This is a genomic window from Terriglobia bacterium, from assembly GCA_020072565.1.
GTDB lineage: Bacteria > Acidobacteriota > UBA6911 > UBA6911 > UBA6911 > JAFNAG01.
Window position 1 is genome coordinate 64452 of the sequence record JAIQGI010000002.1, and the last position, 17203, is coordinate 81654.

General features: G+C 60.8%; 15 protein-coding genes. 2 read left to right on the forward strand and 13 right to left on the reverse strand.

Translation table 11 applies throughout. The annotated features are described in order from the left end of the window. Position 1: 1 nt before the first annotated feature. The 12 genes from LAP85_01355 to thiI form a co-directional block, all read right to left on the reverse strand. Positions 2 to 1759, reverse strand: a complete 1758-nt coding sequence (locus LAP85_01355) for a UbiD family decarboxylase (GenBank protein ID MBZ5495023.1) — start codon at positions 1757 to 1759, stop codon at positions 2 to 4. 75 nt (positions 1760 to 1834) lie between these two features. Beyond that, positions 1835 to 2563 carry a 6-phosphogluconolactonase gene (pgl, locus tag LAP85_01360; protein ID MBZ5495024.1) on the reverse strand — a complete coding sequence of 243 codons (729 nt, stop codon included), beginning with the start codon at positions 2561 to 2563 and terminating at the stop codon, positions 1835 to 1837. 11 nt (positions 2564 to 2574) lie between these two features. After that, complete coding sequence (locus LAP85_01365) at positions 2575 to 3714, reverse strand: glucose-6-phosphate dehydrogenase assembly protein OpcA (GenBank protein ID MBZ5495025.1); 1140 nt, start codon at positions 3712 to 3714, stop codon at positions 2575 to 2577. Between the two features lie 30 nt (positions 3715 to 3744). Next, positions 3745 to 5241, reverse strand: coding sequence for a glucose-6-phosphate dehydrogenase (zwf, locus tag LAP85_01370; protein ID MBZ5495026.1), 1497 nt, complete (start codon positions 5239 to 5241; stop codon positions 3745 to 3747). Between the two features lie 78 nt (positions 5242 to 5319). Then, positions 5320 to 5529, reverse strand: coding sequence for a DUF2892 domain-containing protein (locus LAP85_01375; protein ID MBZ5495027.1), 210 nt, complete (start codon positions 5527 to 5529; stop codon positions 5320 to 5322). Between the two features lie 24 nt (positions 5530 to 5553). Beyond that, on the reverse strand, positions 5554 to 5715 hold the full coding sequence (locus tag LAP85_01380; protein MBZ5495028.1) for a hypothetical protein: 162 nt from the start codon (positions 5713 to 5715) through the stop codon (positions 5554 to 5556). Between the two features lie 13 nt (positions 5716 to 5728). Beyond that, the gene (locus tag LAP85_01385; GenBank protein ID MBZ5495029.1) at positions 5729 to 9013 is read right to left on the reverse strand and encodes an efflux RND transporter permease subunit; all 3285 of its coding nucleotides are present in this window, start codon (positions 9011 to 9013) and stop codon (positions 5729 to 5731) included. Next, positions 9010 to 10209 carry an efflux RND transporter periplasmic adaptor subunit gene (locus LAP85_01390; protein MBZ5495030.1) on the reverse strand — a complete coding sequence of 400 codons (1200 nt, stop codon included), beginning with the start codon at positions 10207 to 10209 and terminating at the stop codon, positions 9010 to 9012. Before LAP85_01390 ends, LAP85_01385 begins: the two co-directional genes overlap by 4 nt. Before the next feature lie 14 nt (positions 10210 to 10223). Then, positions 10224 to 11588: a TolC family protein gene (locus LAP85_01395; protein ID MBZ5495031.1), complete on the reverse strand. Its 1365-nt coding sequence runs from the start codon at positions 11586 to 11588 to the stop codon at positions 10224 to 10226. Positions 11589 to 11625: 37 nt separating this feature from the next. Beyond that, positions 11626 to 11979, reverse strand: coding sequence for a metalloregulator ArsR/SmtB family transcription factor (locus tag LAP85_01400; GenBank protein ID MBZ5495032.1), 354 nt, complete (start codon positions 11977 to 11979; stop codon positions 11626 to 11628). Positions 11980 to 12197: 218 nt separating this feature from the next. Beyond that, positions 12198 to 12737, reverse strand: coding sequence for an O-acetyl-ADP-ribose deacetylase (locus tag LAP85_01405; protein MBZ5495033.1), 540 nt, complete (start codon positions 12735 to 12737; stop codon positions 12198 to 12200). Between the two features lie 103 nt (positions 12738 to 12840). Beyond that, positions 12841 to 14034, reverse strand: coding sequence for a tRNA 4-thiouridine(8) synthase ThiI (thiI, locus tag LAP85_01410; GenBank protein MBZ5495034.1), 1194 nt, complete (start codon positions 14032 to 14034; stop codon positions 12841 to 12843). A gap of 385 nt (positions 14035 to 14419) precedes the next feature. Between thiI and LAP85_01415 the strand changes: the two genes are divergently transcribed. Further along, positions 14420 to 15475: a DUF362 domain-containing protein gene (locus tag LAP85_01415; protein MBZ5495035.1), complete on the forward strand. Its 1056-nt coding sequence runs from the start codon at positions 14420 to 14422 to the stop codon at positions 15473 to 15475. A 230-nt stretch (positions 15476 to 15705) separates the two neighbouring features. Continuing rightward, positions 15706 to 16101 (forward strand): BlaI/MecI/CopY family transcriptional regulator, encoded by a 396-nt coding sequence (locus tag LAP85_01420; protein MBZ5495036.1) that lies wholly within the window; start codon positions 15706 to 15708, stop codon positions 16099 to 16101. Positions 16102 to 16104: 3 nt separating this feature from the next. Here LAP85_01420 and LAP85_01425 read toward each other — a convergent pair whose 3' ends face one another. After that, entirely contained in the window at positions 16105 to 17079 is a 975-nt protein-coding gene (locus LAP85_01425) for a VWA domain-containing protein (GenBank protein ID MBZ5495037.1), read from the reverse strand. Positions 17080 to 17203 lie beyond the last annotated feature (124 nt).

Below are 17203 nucleotides of genomic sequence, written 5' to 3' on the forward strand. Positions count from 1 at the left end.
ACTAAAAAATTCTGGACCACAATGCATCGATCCGCTTTACGGTCTCGGGATCGGGTTCGACCACGGGAGGAAACCAGGGCTTGAGGCGGCAGTCGAACAGGATTGGCGCAGACATGCTGACATGATAGCGCCGCAGTTGCGGGTTGCATCCGTAGACGTCGGCGGCGGGTTCGAAGCGGGTAAATACCGTCCACAGAAATGAGGTCTCGTCGCGCACGCATTCAGCGGCATCGTCGACCAGGCACACGAGGCGAAACGACTCCACCGCTGCCTCCTGGAGCAATTGCTCCGCGGCCCTGTCATTTTCCCGCCATGCCGGACCTTCGACGACCAGAACACCCGGCGCGAACACTCTCTGGCGCCTGAAAATGGGATTGCTCAGGTCCGCCCGCAGTTCCGGCGCGAGCCCGTAGCGCTTGTCGCCCAGACCCATCAGAACTGCCTTGCTCCCTTCATTCAGGGTCCGCGACGTGTAATCCAGAGTATCCTGCGAGACGTGGGATAAGATAAAGAGGTCGCTGGCGAAATCGGCCCGTTCGAGAATATGAACCAGCAGGGGGCGGAATTCCTTGAGCGGAAGCCGCGCATCAGTGACCATCAGAAACTTGGTCAGGGAGAGCTGGCCCTCACCTAGAATCCGCATCGCTGCCATGAACGCTTCCTTGCGGTACCGTTCACGCACGACCGCTGCGGCAAGGGGGTGCATGCCGGCCTCGTCATATGCCCAGACGGCAATCACGCCATTCATGACCAACGGGTACATGGGTGCAAAGAGCTCCTGCAGGAATTCACCGATATAATGATCTTCCTGCGGCGGGCGCCCCACGACCGTGGCCGGGAATACGGCGTCCTTGCGGTGATAAATCCGCTCGACTTCGAGAACCGGGAACTCATGGGCGAGCGAATAGCAGCCGTAGTGGTCGCCGAAGGGCCCCTCGAGGCGGCGTATCAGCGGCGGTATTTTACCGACCAGGAGAAAGTCAGCCTCGGCCACGATCGGCAGTGGGCTGAAAGCCGGATCGTTCACGGTTGCGATGCGGCCGCCCTGGAGAAGGGAAGCCAGAATGAGCTCGGGGACATTTTCGGGGAGGGGAGCGACCGCGGACATGATGAGGGCAGGCGGTCCTCCGAGAAACAGGTTGACCGGGAGGGCTTGGCCTTGGCGCTCAGCTTCGTGGTAGTGAAAGCCGCCTCCGCGGTGAATCTGAAAATGCATGCCGGCGGTCCGGTCATCATAGATCTGGTTGCGATACATCCCGAGGTTGGCTTTTCCTGTGATCGGGTCCTCGGTGTACACGAGCGGCAGCGTCAGGAAAGGGCCGCCGTCGTGCGGCCAGCATTGTATCTGGGGGAGTGCGCGCAATCGGACCGGCTCGATGCTGCGTTCCAGCACGGGGCCGGTCCGCCGCGTCCTCGTTCCCGATCTCAGGCTCAATTTCAGCAGATCGCGAAAATGCCATAAACTGGAGGGTTTCGGCGGCATGAGCATTTCAGCTGCTTCGACGATTCTGCGGACAAACTTCTGCGGGTCGGTGCCGAAGGCGAGTTCGATGCGCCTCCGGGTACCGAACAGGTTGGTGGCGACAGGGAATTGAGAACGCGCCACGCGGGTGAAAAGAAGCGCGGGCCCCTGGCGCGCCACAGTCCGGCGTTGGATTTCCGCCAATTCCAGGTGCGGATCGACCGTCTCCTCGATGATGCGAAGTTCGCCTTCGCGCCGGAGCGTATCGAGAAAACTCCCGAGATTGATGTGTTTCATGCCGTCGTTTTCCGCATGCAGGATACACTTACAGAAACCACGAATTACACGAAAATTCTCTCGTGTACTTTATGATCAGGGTTCCTGGCGGAGCAGCGATGCGGCGGCGCTATCTACCATCCAGGTCAGCGCTCCTTCAGCGGGCTTGATTCTTCTGGCAGGATAATCGCAAGCCGGGTCCTCCAGGACTCTCTTCAGGGCGTGAGCCTTGGCCTGCCCCGCGGCCAGAAAGATCACACGGCGGGCGGCATTCAGAAGCCGCGGCGTCATCGAGATGCGTCGGAAGGGCGGATGCGGGCTATGGTTGGCGATGACCAGCCTGCTCTCGTCCCAGCGCGTACCCGGGAACAGCGAGGCGGTATGGCCATCGTCACCCATGCCCAGAAGCACGAGGTCGAAACTTGGGAGACCCGGCGCGGCGAAGCTCTTCAGGATCTCTTCTTCATAGAGCCGCGCCGCATCTTCGCTGTTTTCCAACTCGGCCGGGATTCTGTGAATATTCCTGTCCGGGAGGGAGAGCCGGGAGAGCAGGGACTCTCGTGCCATGCGGAAGTTGCTCGCCTCGTTGTCGGGCGGGACGCAGCGCTCATCGCCCCAGAAGAATTCGACGGCGCTCCAATTCTGAAACGCGCAGGACGTGCCCAGGAGTTCATACACCCCTCGTGGTGTGGTGCCTCCTGCCAGAACAAAGGTCAGCTTCGGGTGCTCGCGCAGGCCGGCCTGCAACACCTGAGTCACGGCCTCTGCAGCCGCACGGAACAGCGATTTCGGATCCGGGTAGATCTTGAGCTCGAGTTCCGACATGGGCTTGTCCCCTAGCGCAAGCTCGTCTCGAGTGCCGACGCTGCTGCGAGCGCGGCCTGAAATCCCGTATCCTCACCCGGCAGCGAGAGCTCACCGACGAGCAGATCTGCTTCCGCCGTCGACAGACAGGGAACCGTGTGCATGACCGGCTTTGCCGCAGGTCCGGTTGCGGTTGCGGTCATGCACGCTTGCTCGCGGTTCTCGGACACCGAAAACAGGTTGCCACTGCGGGTCCGGAGCGTGACCGCCCCGATGACGCCCTGGGTTGAGCCCGCGGGCGAGGATGTAAAGCGAATCAATATATCGCCGTCAGGGCCGGCCATGCGTGAGATCCATTCGCCGTGCCTCTGCTCCGCCGTGGCCGTCCGCCACGAGAGCCTCGAGGCCAGCCAGCCGGCAAGCAGCAGGGCGATTTTAGGAATGCCGCCACGGGGTGACACAACGCATTGGATCTCCACCTCGGTCAACTCCTTGAGGAGGCTTCTCGAGGCCTGCGTGTCGAAAAACTGAGCGATGAGGTCGCGCCAGGCGGTCAGCCGCGACCATGCCAGATCGCGAATTGCGATTCGCCGTGGCGCCGGAGCAAGAATCCCCAGTTGTTGCCCGCCATTGTGGATTTCGGCAGGCGACTGCTCTGAATCCACGATTAGGAGGTCCGCGAGTCGAATCAGTGCCTCGACAAAATCCCTGTCGGCGATTCTGGGGGAGCGCCAGTAGAGGAACACCGGCAGGTCCGGTACCAGAAGGGAAGCCAGAGTGTCGGCCAGACCCCCGGCCGCTTCTCGCCTTACCCCGATGGTAATAACCTCACTGCACACTTGCGGCCCTCCGCCTGACTGGCGCCTGCACTGAACGCGAATCCATCCCCGCATGGGGGGCGAATCCGGCTCCGCATCCTGCAACCCCTGGAAGGCGACAAGTGAACGGCAGGGATGCCATTCCGCGACATCGGCGAGCACAGGGGGCAGAGCTTCGGCCTCTGCCTGGCCGGACACGACGACCATGAGATTGCAGGAACAGGCTCGGATGGTCGCGGTCTCACCGGCTCGCTGCGAAGCGGTTCCCCAGAATTCCGTCAACTCGCGCTCGATAGCGCTCAGATCGGCACCCAGTGGTATGCCCAGATTTGCCACGGTTTCGGAATCATGCATGCTTTCAACTCCGTGCGTCAGACGCGGCTCTCACAGCAGCCGCCAGCGCCTGTGCTCGCGCTCCAGAAGGAAGTCGGCTTCCGGCGGCCCCCACGACCCGGAGGCATAGGTCGGAATTACGGCGGGGCGGTGTGACGACCAGACATCGAGAAAAGGCTGGACCAGTGACCAGGCCGCCTCAACCGAATCCGCGCGGTTGAACAGGGTCGGATCACCGAGCATGCAATCGAGCAGCAACCGTTCGTAAGCGCTCGCCAAATGAATGCCGAAGGTGCTGCCGTAGCGGAAATCCATATTCACCGGCTGGATGTTCACGGATTGTCCCGGCAGCTTGGCGACAAACTTGAGAGTGATTCCCTCATTGGGTTGGATGCGCAGAGCAAGCACGTTCGCACCCAAGTCCGCGACCGGGGACTGGCGGAAAATGAAGTGAGGAGTCCGCCGGAACAGGATTGCGATCTCGGTGACTTGCTTGGCGAGGTTTTTCCCGGTCCGCACGTAGAAGGGCACATCCGCCCAGCGCCAGTTGTCGATGGTAAAACGGATCGCGGCAAAGGTCTCGGTGCCCGACTGGGGGGACACATTCGTCTCTTCCTGGTATCCGGCGGTCGGCTTGCCGGCGATGAATCCAGGTCCGTACTGCGCGCGCACCGATACTTTCTCCACCTCGTCGGCTGATGTCGGATGGATGGATCGCAACACCTTCGCCTTCTCATCCCGGACAGTATTGGGGGCAAAATCGGGCGGCGGCTCCATGGCGACGAGCGTCAGCAGCTGCATGACATGGTTTTGGATCATGTCGCGCAACGCGCCGGCCTCCTCATAGTAGCTTCCCCGTGTGCCCACGCCGATGTTCTCTGCGGCCGTGATCTGCACGCTGTCCACATACTGGCGGTTCCAGATGGGTTCGAATATGCCGTTCGCAAAGCGAAGCACGAGGATGTTCTGCACCGTTTCCTTGCCCAGGTAATGGTCGATGCGATATGCCTGGTCTTCCCGAAAGTGGGCGACCACCACTTTGTTGAGCGCCAGAGCCGATTCGAGGTCACGACCGAAAGGCTTCTCTATGATAATGCGCGTCCACGCGCCGCCGTCGGTGTGTTCGCGCGCCAGTCCGGCAGCTCCCAGGTTTTGAATGATGCCCACATAATCACTGGGGGCCGTGGCGAGGTAGTAGATCCGGTTGCCGCCGGTGCCGCGCTGGACATCATACTCGGCCAGCGCTTTCTTGATCTCTTGGTAGGTTTCGGGACCATGGTAATCGGCCGAGAGGTAGTGGATGCCGCGCGCAAAAGCCTCCCACGCCGACGCTTCCAAGGGGGCACCGGACTCGGCGAGCGCCTGGCGTAGCTTCTCGCGGTACTGGTCATCGCCGAGCGGAGAGCGGGAAAGCGCCAGGATCGTGAAGCCGCCCGGAATCGCACGTCCCTGCGAGAGATTGTAGAGGGCGGGGACAAGCTTGCGCCTGGTGAGATCGCCGGATCCGCCGAAGATGACCATCACGCACGGTTCAGGACTGCGGCTCATGCGCCCGCCGTGCCTTAGGGGATTCTCATCGTCCACGGCCAAAACCTCTCCATTGAGTTTCGCAGTGAGGGATAGGGTTTAGCGGGTCGGGGCCGGCATTTTCCTGGCAACACCCAGCTTGTTGAGAATGTCCTCCATCAAACACCACTTTGTCAGCGACGACTGAAGCAGGTTGACGCCCACAAAAACCGTGAACCACAACCAGTTGGGATTGACCCAGTGCGCCAACGCCAGGCTGATGAGGACGAAAGTTCCTGCAATCATTCGAATCCACCGTTCCATACTCATTGTCCGTCTCCTCCCACCTTCAAATTAATATTGCTCTGCCATGCCAGCCGTGATCAAGTCTTTGGTACCACCATGATGGGGACGGGCGCGGCCCGCATCACCCGTTGGCTTCTGCACCGCTGAAGAAGCAGCGCTCATGTCGGTTGGAATGAGAATCTTTCGGGGCGGAAATGCATGCGCTTTCATATCTGGGCTCCTCTCATTCCGAGTCTGCGGGTGGCGGCAAAGGCGATTTGCCAAGCTCGCGCCGGCGCATTATGTAAAACAGCACCGGCACCGTCATGCGGCTCAGAAGCAGCGAGGCCACTTCTCCGGCCATGAGCGAGATCGCCAACCCTTGAAAGATCGGATCGAACAGGATAACCGCAGATCCGACTACGACGGCCGCGGCAGTAAGCATCATCGGGCGGAAACGCACCGCGCCGGCATCCACCACAGCTTGCGCCAGTGGCTCGCCCATCTTGAGGCGCAGTTCGATGAAGTCCACGAGAATGATCGAATTCCGCACCACGATGCCGGCGCCCGCGATAAATCCGATCATCGAAGTGGCGGTGAAGAAAGCTCCCAGAGCCCAGTGCCCGGGCAGAATTCCGACCAGAGAGAACGGAATGACCGCCATGATTACAAGGGGAGTCTTGAAACTCTGGAACCAGGCGACCACGAGGATATAAATCAGTACCAGCACCGCCGCAAACGCCAGGCCGAGATCCCGGAAGACCTCGTAGCTGATATGCCACTCCCCGTCCCACTTCATCGCCAGCCGGTCGCCGCTTTCGGGCTGGCGCGCCGTGTAGGTCTGCAGGCTGTACCCTTCCGGCAATCGCATGGCATGGATATCCTTGTCGAGCTGAAGAATCGGGTAAACCGGGCTCTCTTCGCGTCCCGCCACGTCGGCCGTCACGTAAACAACGGGCATCAGATTCTTGTGATAGATGCTGCGGTCGCGCACCGTCTTTTCCCAGTAGCCCAGCTCGGAAAGGGGCACCAGCTTCCCTGACGCAGAAGGGACACGCAGCTGGTTTAAGTCTTCCATGCCGGTGCGGGATTGCAGAGGAAAGCGCAACACCAGCGGCACATCCTCGGCTTCCTGCGGGAGATGCGCCAGGCCGGCACCGGTTCCGCCCAGGGCCATCTCCACCGACTGCTGGAGGTCGGTCGGCGAGACACCGGCCATGGAGGTCTTGAGCCGGTCGATGTTGAAGCGCAGCTCGGTTTGTTCATGCTCCACGTACCAATCGACGTCCACGACTCCCGGTGTCTTCTCGAGCATGCCGCGAATCTGCCGGGCAAGATCAATCTGGCGCTCGTAGTCCGAGCCATAGACTTCAGCAACCAATGTCTCCAGCACCGGCGGACCGGGAGGGACTTCCGCCACCTTGATGCGCGCACCTGCCTTCTGGGCAATCGGCGCGAGCAGGTCCCTTGCCCGGCGCGCGATACTGTGGCTTTGATCCGAGCGCTCACCCTTTGGTGTGAGATTCACCTGGATGTCGGCGACATTGTCACCGCGGCGCAGATAGTAGTGGCGCACCAGGCCGTTGAAATTGAACGGCGAGGCGGTTCCTACGTAGGTCTCGAGATCGGTGATTTCGGGTATCCTGCCGAGGGCCACGGACAGATCGCGCGTGACTGCTGCTGTGCGCTCCAGGCTTGTTCCCTCGGGCAGGTCGACGATGACCTGGAACTCGCTCTTGTTGTCGAAAGGAAGCATCTTCACGATTACCGCACGGAAATAAACCATGCTCATTGACAGCAGCAGCAGCAGCGAAACCAGCGCCAGAAAAGCCCACCGGTTTCTCGGGCGTGCCAGCAAAAATGACATGAACTTGCGGTAGAGCCGCGTGCTCCGGTCGTCCTGCTCCCCGGTTGCATGCGGATGTCCGGAATTCCTGAGGAGGCGGATGGCAGCCCACGGCGTAATGACGAAGGCTACCAGGAGCGAGAAAATCATTGCCGCCGAGGCTCCGATCGGAATGGGCCGCATGTAAGGGCCCATCAGCCCACGCACCATGGCCATCGGCAGGATCGCGGCGATTACCGTAAAGGTAGCCAGAATCGTGGGATTGCCGACCTCATCGACCGCCTCAATCGCAACCTCGGAGAAACGGCGATTGCGGTTCTGCGGCATGCGCTTGTGGCGCACGATGTTCTCGATCACCACGATTGCATCATCGACCAGGATGCCGATCGAGAAAATGAGCGCAAACAAGGTGATGCGGTTGAGCGTGTATCCATAGAGCAGAAAAACCACCAGAGTCAGAGCAAGGGTTACCGGAATGGCCACTGCGACGACGCCCGCCTCCCTGAATCCGAGAATAAGCCAGATGAGCACGGTCACGGAAAGGACCGCGATCATCATGTGCAGGAGCAGTTCGTTGGATTTTTCGGCTGCGGTCTCGCCGTAGTTTCGTGTCACGGTCATCTGCAGGGAGGCAGGGAGATGGCGGGCACGGAATTCCCCGGCGCGCTTGATGGCCGCTTCCGCCAGGATGACGGCATTCTTGCCCTTGCGCTTTGCCAGCGATATCGTCACAGCCGGCATCAGATCCTTTTCGCCTCTCGCCGACGGGGGGCTTGCGCTGGCCGGCCGCAGTGCGGTGCCCCCCGGCGCGGGGATCCCCTTCGCGGCGGCGGCGGGCCCCGGCGAAAAGAAGACATAATCCCTTGGTTCCTCCGGACCGTCGACAATGCGGGCAACATCGCGCAGATACACAGGCAGGGCATTGTGGACACCGATTACCAGGCCGGCCAGATCATCGGCGGTTTTGAGAAAGCCGTTGAGGCGCACGGCGATCGCTTCGTTCTGGCCGGTGAGGGTGCCGGCGTCCGCGGCGCGGTTGTTCATTAAAAGCGTGCCGCGGATCTGGGTTCCGCTGACCCCATACGCTGCCAGCTGCACCGGATCGAGTTCGACGCGCAGTTCGCGCCGCTGGCCGCCGATGAGTTCCGTGGCAGAAATGTCCGGGATTTTCTGCAGATCATTGCGCAACTCGGCCGCGGCGCGGCGGATCTGATAGCCGTCCATCTCATCGCTCCACAAAGTCAGCGCCAGAAATGGCACGTCATCAATCGAACGCGGCTTGATCAGCGGCTGGGAAGCGCCCGGCGGAATCAGGTCGAAGTTGGCAAACATCTTCTGGTTCAACCTGACGATGCTCTTTTCCTCATCCTCACCCACATAAAACCGGACGATCGCCAATGCCCCTCCCGGGCTGGAGGTGCTGTAGACATACTCGACGCCCGGAATTTCCCACAGCAGTCGCTCCATCGGCCTGGCGACCCGGGTTTCGACCTCCTTGGCTGAGGCGCCCGGAACGGCAACGAACACATCGATCATCGGAACGATGATCTGAGGCTCTTCTTCCCGCGGCAGCAGCAGGACGGCGGCCACGCCCATGGCAACTGAAGCCATGAGGATCAGGGGGGTGAGCTTTGAATGGATGAAGCCTTTGGCCAGCCTGCCGGCAAACTGAGGCCTGCTCATTTGCGGACCTCCAGGAGCGTGCCGTCAAGGATCTCGATTCCCGGATTGGCTATGATCTTCTCGCCCGGGTCGACGCCTGACAGGAGCTCGATACGTTCCCCATCATAGGGTACAACTTTGACCAGCCGGAAGCGTGCCACGGAACTGCTGTCGACGACGAATACCCCGGTCAGCTGACCCGTTTCGCGCACGGCCTGGCGGGGCACCAGCAGCGCCGGACGATCTCCCGACGGCACCGCCACCTTGACGAAACGGCCCGCAAGCGCCGAGAAGCCTGCGGGGAGGTCGACCTTGAACTGAACGGTGTGCGAAGCCGGATTCGAGAGGGGAGTGATCTCCGCGATGCGCCCGGTGACGACGGCCGTGGACTCGCCCGTGTCAAAAACCCGAACTTCGAGGCCGCGGAGCAGAAGTCGGGACTGGCGGGTCGGGATGTCGGCGAGCACCTGAGGATTTTCGGTTGACTCAAGGACAAGCAGCGGGCTGCCCGGGAAAATCGCACTTCCCGGGTCTACGAGCTTCTCCGCGATCCGTCCGGCGGCCGGGGCCTTGACCCGCGTCCAAGCGAGCACAACATCGGCGCGTGCTGCCTGAGCATCGGCTTGAGCTATCCTCGCCGTAGCCTGGCGCAGCCGATCCTGTGCAGCGGCTACCACCGTCTCCCTGGCCGCGAGGTCCGCTGAGGCGGCATCGCGGCGCGCCCGCACTTCGTCCAGCTCCTGGGGGCTGACTGAGCGTGCCGAGAAGAGCTTCTGATAGCGTGCATACGTTGCGCTTGCCAGATCCGCCGCGGCTTTGGCGCCGTCGCGCATGCTGGCCGACATCTCCGCCGATTTGCGGGCTTCCTCGAGAGCGGCCCTGGCCTCATCGATGCCTGCTGCTGCGGCGGCCTTCTGGCCGTCGGCATCGCGCGCATCGAGGGTGACAAGAAGCTGGCCTGCGCGCACGGTGTCCCCGGATCGGACTGTCACTTCACGCACGGATCCATTGATCTGGGCCGAGAGCGCTACCCGACTGCGGGGCTGCACCGATCCGGGTACCTCAATCACAGCGGGTACGGTCACATAGGCGGCGCTGACGACGCTGACTGCAACCGGGCGCCCTGTGGTGGGAGCAGGCGGCGCCGAAGCGTTGCATGCAATCAGCAGTGCGGCGCCGGCGATGATCAGAAAGCCATACACGAATTGGGTACGCATAGTTCCGAAACCTCTTACTGATTCATGGCTGTGGATGTGGGGCTGAGCGTTCCTGCGGCAAACTCGAGGCGCGCGTAGCTGACACGATACCGGTAGATGGCTTCGGCCAGAGCGGTGCGCGCCACGGCTCGAGCCGTCTGGGCCGACAGGAGGTCGGTCATGGTGGCCAATCCGGCCTCATACCGGTTTTGCAGAATGCGCTGGCTTTCCAGGCTTTGAGCTTCGGCGGCGCGCATCGCCTCGACCTGCTGCCCGGCCGAACGCACCTGGATCAAAGTCTGATGCAGCTCGAGCGCAAGAGCCGACTCGAGCGCCTCCAGCTGCCGTTTGCTCTGCTCCTGTCGATTCCGTGCCGCGTGAAGCTGGGCGGTATCGGCGCCGCCGGCGAAGATGTTCCAGCGCAGGTTGATGCCGGCGGTCCAGTTATTGCCGCCGTACTCGCGGAAGGAAGGGTTGTCGATTTCCCAGCCGGCGAACGCTCCCAGCACCGGCAAAAGATCGGTCTTGCGGGAAAGAGTTTCGAGTTCCGACCGGCGTACTTCGGTGAGCATGCGCTGATAGTCCGGGCGCCGGCGGAGCTGCTCTGCGAGGAGCGCATCCTCCGAGGGGAGGGGAAGTGACACGGGTGTCAGGGCGGATGTCTCCCCGAACGGAGCTTCGAGCGGAGCTCCCATGATGCGGTTCAGCGCCGCACGGGCCATCTCCAATCGGCCGCGCGCCTCGATCTCCTGCTGACGTGCGGAAGCCAGGACGACCTGGCTGCGAAGCAGGTCGGACTCGACGGCGAGACCGCTGTCGACACGCGCCTGGGCCTGGCCTGCGATGGACTCTGCGGAGCGCAGCGATATGCGCGCCGTTTCGAGCGCGCTGTCCGCGAGCGACACCGAGAAATAGGCCTCATAGACGGCGAGCAGAACCTGGTTGACGTGCTCGTCGTGGCTGCGCTCGGTGAGCGCCAAACCCAGACGGGCCGTTTCCACCCGTGCGCCCGTGCGGCCGAAGTCCCAGATCATCTGCTGGCCGGTCACGCGCGACTGCAGATTCATGACCGGATCGGGCGTGTTGAGCGAGGGAATTGCGAAGTTCGCCTCGGTGAAACGCCGTTGGTTCAACAGCGTACCGAAGACGTACACGGGATTGTTCCCTCCCGTCAGAGACTGCTCAAAATCGATGCGAGGCAGATAACCCGCGCGACCGGCATCGATCTCGGAGCGTGCCGCGGCCTGCGCCGGCGCGTCGATTGCCAGTTCCGGATTGTGGGCCAAGGCGCGGCTGACAGCCTCGGCCAAAGTGAGACCCGGCTGCTGGGCCGGCAGGGGAACGGTGCCGGCGGCCCAGGCCAGAAGAACAAAAATCAGAAACCTCGCGTCAGTTTTCATAGGTTTATCTCACGGAAAACTCGCGCACGGCGTGTCACTACCGTGCTCTGCGTGCTCCGATAGCCGAAGCCAGCTGCTCTTCCTTTTTCAGGCGGCGATGGAGGATGGAACGCATGATGGAACACGCCTCGTGGATCTCCGGATGCGCGAGACGGTAAAAGACCTGGCGGCCTTCGCGCCGCTGCTCGACGATGCCGACGTGCAACAGCAGCGCCATGTGCTTGGAGAGGTTGGCCTTGGACGTCTCAAGATCTTCCAGCAGAGCGGCGGCCGGCACCTCTTCCTGGCTCAGGGTCTCGACGATTTCCAGGCGCACGGGATGCCCCATCGCCTTACAGATCTCACACTGCATTTCGAAGATTCTGCGCAACGTCTGCTTGTTTCTCTTCATCGGCGGTCACCTGGTTTCTATGTTTCTTGATTTCGAAACAATTATAAGATCAAAGATCGTCGTGTCAACCCAAAAAATGTCCTGTTTCGGCGGAACTGGTTTTCCCCGACGGAGGCAGGGTGCCGCCCGGAGTGCTCGGGACTCTGGCGTCTCGATGGTCTATCGATCTGTTCTGTGCCGGTCAGGTTCCGGTCGGGCCGCATCAGCTAATGAAAGGTTCAGTCCTCGGGGGCCGATCGGGCTTCCGACAGCGCCTTGGTGTAATCATCATGGGTGTTCTGATCGAAGCAGACGACAGTCACTTGGGCGGGATTCTCACTCCGTTCCAGGAAGTTCCTGATCCCGCGCAGAGCGATTCTGCAGGCCCGGTCGACCGGGAAACCGAACGCGCCGGTACTGATAGAGGGAAACGCGACCGTTTTCAATCTGTTTTCTTGGGCAAGCAGGAGGCAGTTCCGGTAACAGTCGGCGAGGAGCTCGTCTTCTCGGTGACCGCCGCCTTTCCAGACGGGCCCGACGGTGTGAATGACCCAGGAAGCCGGAAGGCGATACCCGCGCGTGATTTTTGCGGCGCCGGTCGCGCATCCATGGAGTTGCCGGCATTCCTCCAGCAACTCGGGTCCCGCGGCGCGATGGATGGCGCCGTCGACACCTCCGCCGCCAAGAAGGGAGGTATTGGCGGCGTTTACGATGGCATCGACTCGTTGCCTGGTGATGTCCCCGTGCACGATTTCAATCCTATCAAGCGCGCTTGCCATTGCTGTTTCCTCCCGATCGCGTCCGGAATGGAGACGGGTCGCTTCGAATCGGTCTCCTTATCTTCCATCTGCAGTGCCAGGCGGCCGGGAGGCTCTCCTCTCCTCAGGAAGTGTGCGCCGGCACGGCGGCAAAGTCAGGCATGATCATTTCACTGGTCGCCGAGGCCAGGGCTGCGGCCGTCAGGCGCGGCAGATCGAGCAGGCTCTCGGCCCTGGCAATCTGCTCCAAGCTTGCCATAGTCTCGGGGTGCCGCGGTACGAAGAGAGTGCAGCAATCCTGGTCCGGCAGGATGCTGATTTCATAAGTGCCGATCTCGCGCGCCACCCGGATGATATCCTCCTTGTCGTCCCCGACGAGCGGCCGGAAGATCGGGAGCTCCGTGGCTGCAGCCGAGACGACGCGCAGGTTTTCGAGAGTCTGACTGGCCACCTGGCCCAGACTGTCGCCGGTCACCAGAGCGCCCACTCCCTCCCTGAGGGCCATTGCTTCCGCGATGCGGACCATGAAGCGACGGTACAGAACAACACGTAGAGGTGGGGGCGCGAAGGCGACAATTTCACGTTGCACTTCCGCGAAAGGGATGAGGTGAAGCTTCCCTTTCAGCTGGTAGCGTCCCAGCACCCGGATGATGCGCCGGACCTTATCCTGCGACTCTGTCGTGGTGTGGGGGAAGCTGTGGTAATGGACAAACCGAACCTGACACCCCCGGCGCAACAGGCGATAGGCGGCTACAGGAGAGTCGATTCCCCCCGATAGCAGGCAGAGAACCTTACCGCCTGTTTGAGCAGGCAATCCGCCGCAGCCCGGGATCTTGGTGAAATAGAGAAAGGCGCGCGGGCCCACGATTTCGACGTAACAGGTCAGGTCGGGATTCTCCATGCGCACTGCGGCACCGGTCAGCTTCTGGACGAACTGTCCCAGCTTCTCGTTGAGCTGCTGTGAATTCAGCGGAAAGTCCTTGGTCCCGCGGCGCGTGTCGATCTTGAATGAGACAAATTTCCTGGCCTGAATCAGAGAGGACACGCCCGCAAGGATGGATTCCACATCCGCCGGCACCTCCCAGGTAAACGCGAAGTTGGCTATGCCGGACACCCATCGGAGGCGCCGTTCGATCTCAGCAAGTGGGGAATCCGGTTTGAGTGCTATCAGCAGACGTCCTGCATAGCGGCGCACGCCGTCATGGACGAGATCGTGGAGCAAAGACTCCACATGCTGGTGGAGCCGGTTCTCAAACCAGCCCCGATTGTTCCCTTTAAGGTTGATTTCATGATAATGCGCAAGAACGACTTGATTCACGGGCTGCCCGAAAGAAAAAGACCGGCCGACATCTTCCGGCCAGGAATCGGAACTTGCCTCCTTCCCTGCAACTGCGGGGATCAAACGTGTCGCGTTCCGCCGTCGTCACCGACCTGGATCCTGCTCCCTTCGACGATAACCGGAACCAGAGGTTGCCCTTAGTATACCGCAGCATCCGATCTATGGCCTCCTCATCCTTTGTGACGTTGGACCTCCGTCCTCAAAGTCGGCAGCGATCACGATTGCGATCCCGACGCCGGCCTTGGCCAACCAGAAAAGCACGCGCTTTTCATGCGTGTGAATGCTCCCCGGCGCAGGGGGGCTTTTCCGGAAACAAATACTTTCTCTTGCATATCGCCTCCCTCATCCGGATAACATGGACGCGATGAATCGACTCACGAAATTCAGCGCCTCTGCCGGCGCGGTCACGCGCCGCGAGTTCGCGCACCGGGCTGGCCTGGGGATCGCGGGTTTTGCTCTGGCACGCAGGGGCCATCCCGCGCAGGAGGCGCCCCATTCCCAGCTGGCCCTGGCTCGAAACCCAGAACGCCGTCTTGCCATTGGGGCTGCGCTCAACCTGTTGGGGAGAATCGATTTCGGCGGCAGAGACCTTTACCTCAAGGCGAACTTCAACAGCCCTGACCCGTTTCCGGCGACGACTCATCCCGACACCCTCAGCGCGGTCGTCGGCTTCCTCAGAGAGCGCAACTGCGGCCGCATTACGCTTGTCGAACGTAGCGGCATGGGATCGACGTTGGACATATGGGATAAGCTGGGAGTTCCTGGCCTGGCGCAGCAGCTTGATCTGAATTTGGTGGCACTCGACGACCTGCCGGCCGAGCAATGGCGCAAGGAGGATCTGCCGGGCTCCAACTGGAAGGCAGGCATTGAAGTTCCCAAGTTCCTCGATCGTGACACCTATCTGGTTCAGATCTGCAACCTGAAGACCCACCGGTTCGGGGGTGTGTTTAGCGCCAGCCTCAAGAATTCCATCGGCTTGGTGGCAAAATTCGGCCGGCTCAATGCCGGCTACAATTACATGAGGGAGTTGCACTCGTCATCCCAGCAGGGCGCCATGATTGCCGAGGTGAACCTCGCCTACGAGCCAAAACTCATCATCATGGATGCGATGCAGGTGTTTGCCAGCGGCGGTCCCGAAGCAGGTGAACTGGCTATGCCCGAAGTGGTGCTGGCATCCGCGGACCGCGTGGCGATCGATGCTGCCGGGGTGGCCCTGCTTCGCCTCCAGCGCGAAGGACCCGAACAACAGCTGAACCGGCGCGCCGTATACGAGCAGGATCAGCTGAAGCGCGCGGCCGAACTCGACCTCGGGGCGAAAAGTGCCGACGAAATGCGCTTCCTGACTGCGGACGCGCGGGGTGCGATGCTGGCCTCGCAACTCGAAGGGATCATCCAGGAATTGCCCAAGCCCAAAAAATAATCGGCCGCCGGCCGTGAGTAGGGTGAGGCAGGCCGAGGGAAACCAAGAGCCGGTAGCCGACCTCATGTATTGGGGGCGGTTCTTCCGATTATCATTCCCCGCTTGCCATCGCCGACTGCGTTTTGGGGGAAATGAACAGGCGGTTGGAACGTAATTAGTAGCATGCATCGTTTCGGGGCTGCTCGATCGGGTTGTCCACTGCGAGGGTTGCGTTCGCGTTTGGAGGGAGAATGAAAAAAGACCTTGACTCAATTATCCTCACGCGCCAGGAGCTGCAGATAATGAAAATAATCTGGGACCTGGGTTCGGCGACCGTCAAGGAGGTATGCATCGCGATATCGCTGCAGAAACGTACGGCATATACGACCGTCCTTACTTTGATGGGCATTCTTGAGGAAAAAGGGGTGTTGATTCACCAGCGTTGCGGGCGCGCTTACAACTACAGACCGCTTCTGTCCCGGGCGCAGGCGACGAGAAATCAGGTCAGGGATGTGGTATCGCGCTTTTTTGATGGAAGACCCGAGAAGTTGATTGAGACGGTTCTGAAGAGCGAGAACCTGACGCCGGAACGGCTTGATGGTTTAGCGACCCTGCTCAAACCGCGGGAGCAGCACCAGGTGGCCTGACCCTCATTGTTTGCCGGTTGGAGCGAAGTATCCCTTGCGATAGTGGAGCTGCAGGTTTTTTTCAGCCACCTTGACCTCGATCTTGCGATAGCCGCCGTCCCGCAGGAGATTGCTGGAAACATAGCCGATGTTGTATTGGCTGCGTAGCTCTTGGCTGATCTCCCGGAAGGAGCTATCCAATTCCTCAACCTGGAAGGGAAAGAGCGCTTGGCCGCCTGTCTCGGTGGCAAGCTGCCTCAATACTTTGTCTCCAGCCCTAGTGTCACCGCCGACCCCGAAAAATCCGCCGCGGTTGACACTGATCGAAAAAATCGTTGCTTCGGCGGTTACTGCCATCTGCCGAGCCCGCTCGAGAGTTTCCGTACTTGCCGAATCGTCTCCGTCGGACAAGATCACGATGGCCTTGCGGCCGGTCTCGCGAATCAGTTTCTCGTCGCAGGTTCTGACGATAGCATCGTAGAGCGCGGTGTTGCCGGCGGCCTGCATCAACTTGATCTGCTTGGCAAGTTTGTTTGGGTCGTTGGTAAAGTCCTGGGACATTGTCACGGCAGAGTCAAACTCAACCAGCATGGCCCGATCACCTGGTTTCAGCACGGTGTAAAAAAAGTTGCTCGCTGCCTCCTGTTCAAATTTGAGTTTGGGTGCCACACTGTTGCTGGTGTCGACCAGCAGCCCCAATGTCAGCGGAAGATTGGCTTCGCGCGCAAAATTGGTGATCTCCTGCTTTTTCCCGTCCTCGTACACGGTGAAATCTTCGCGCGCCAGATTGGTTACAAAAGACTTGGTGTCCTTGTTATAGACCGAGACGAAGACATTGACCAGATCGACGGGAACCCGGTAGGTTTGGTCCGAGATCCGACCGGGAAGCCGCTGCTTGTCCGACTGCGCAGAGGTGCGCCCGGGGCCCTGGTTGGATTGCACATAAGGCTGCAAGACAAGGGTAAAACCGAAAGCAGCGGCCAGACCGAAGCGCAACATTGACAGCATCCTTTTCCCCGTATCTCTAAGCAATGATAAGCTTAGCTTTTGGATTATAAATTTCGGCCCCGGGCGAGTCAAGCCGCGCCTTTATGAAGCTGCGCTTCAGACACTGCGGGCAAAA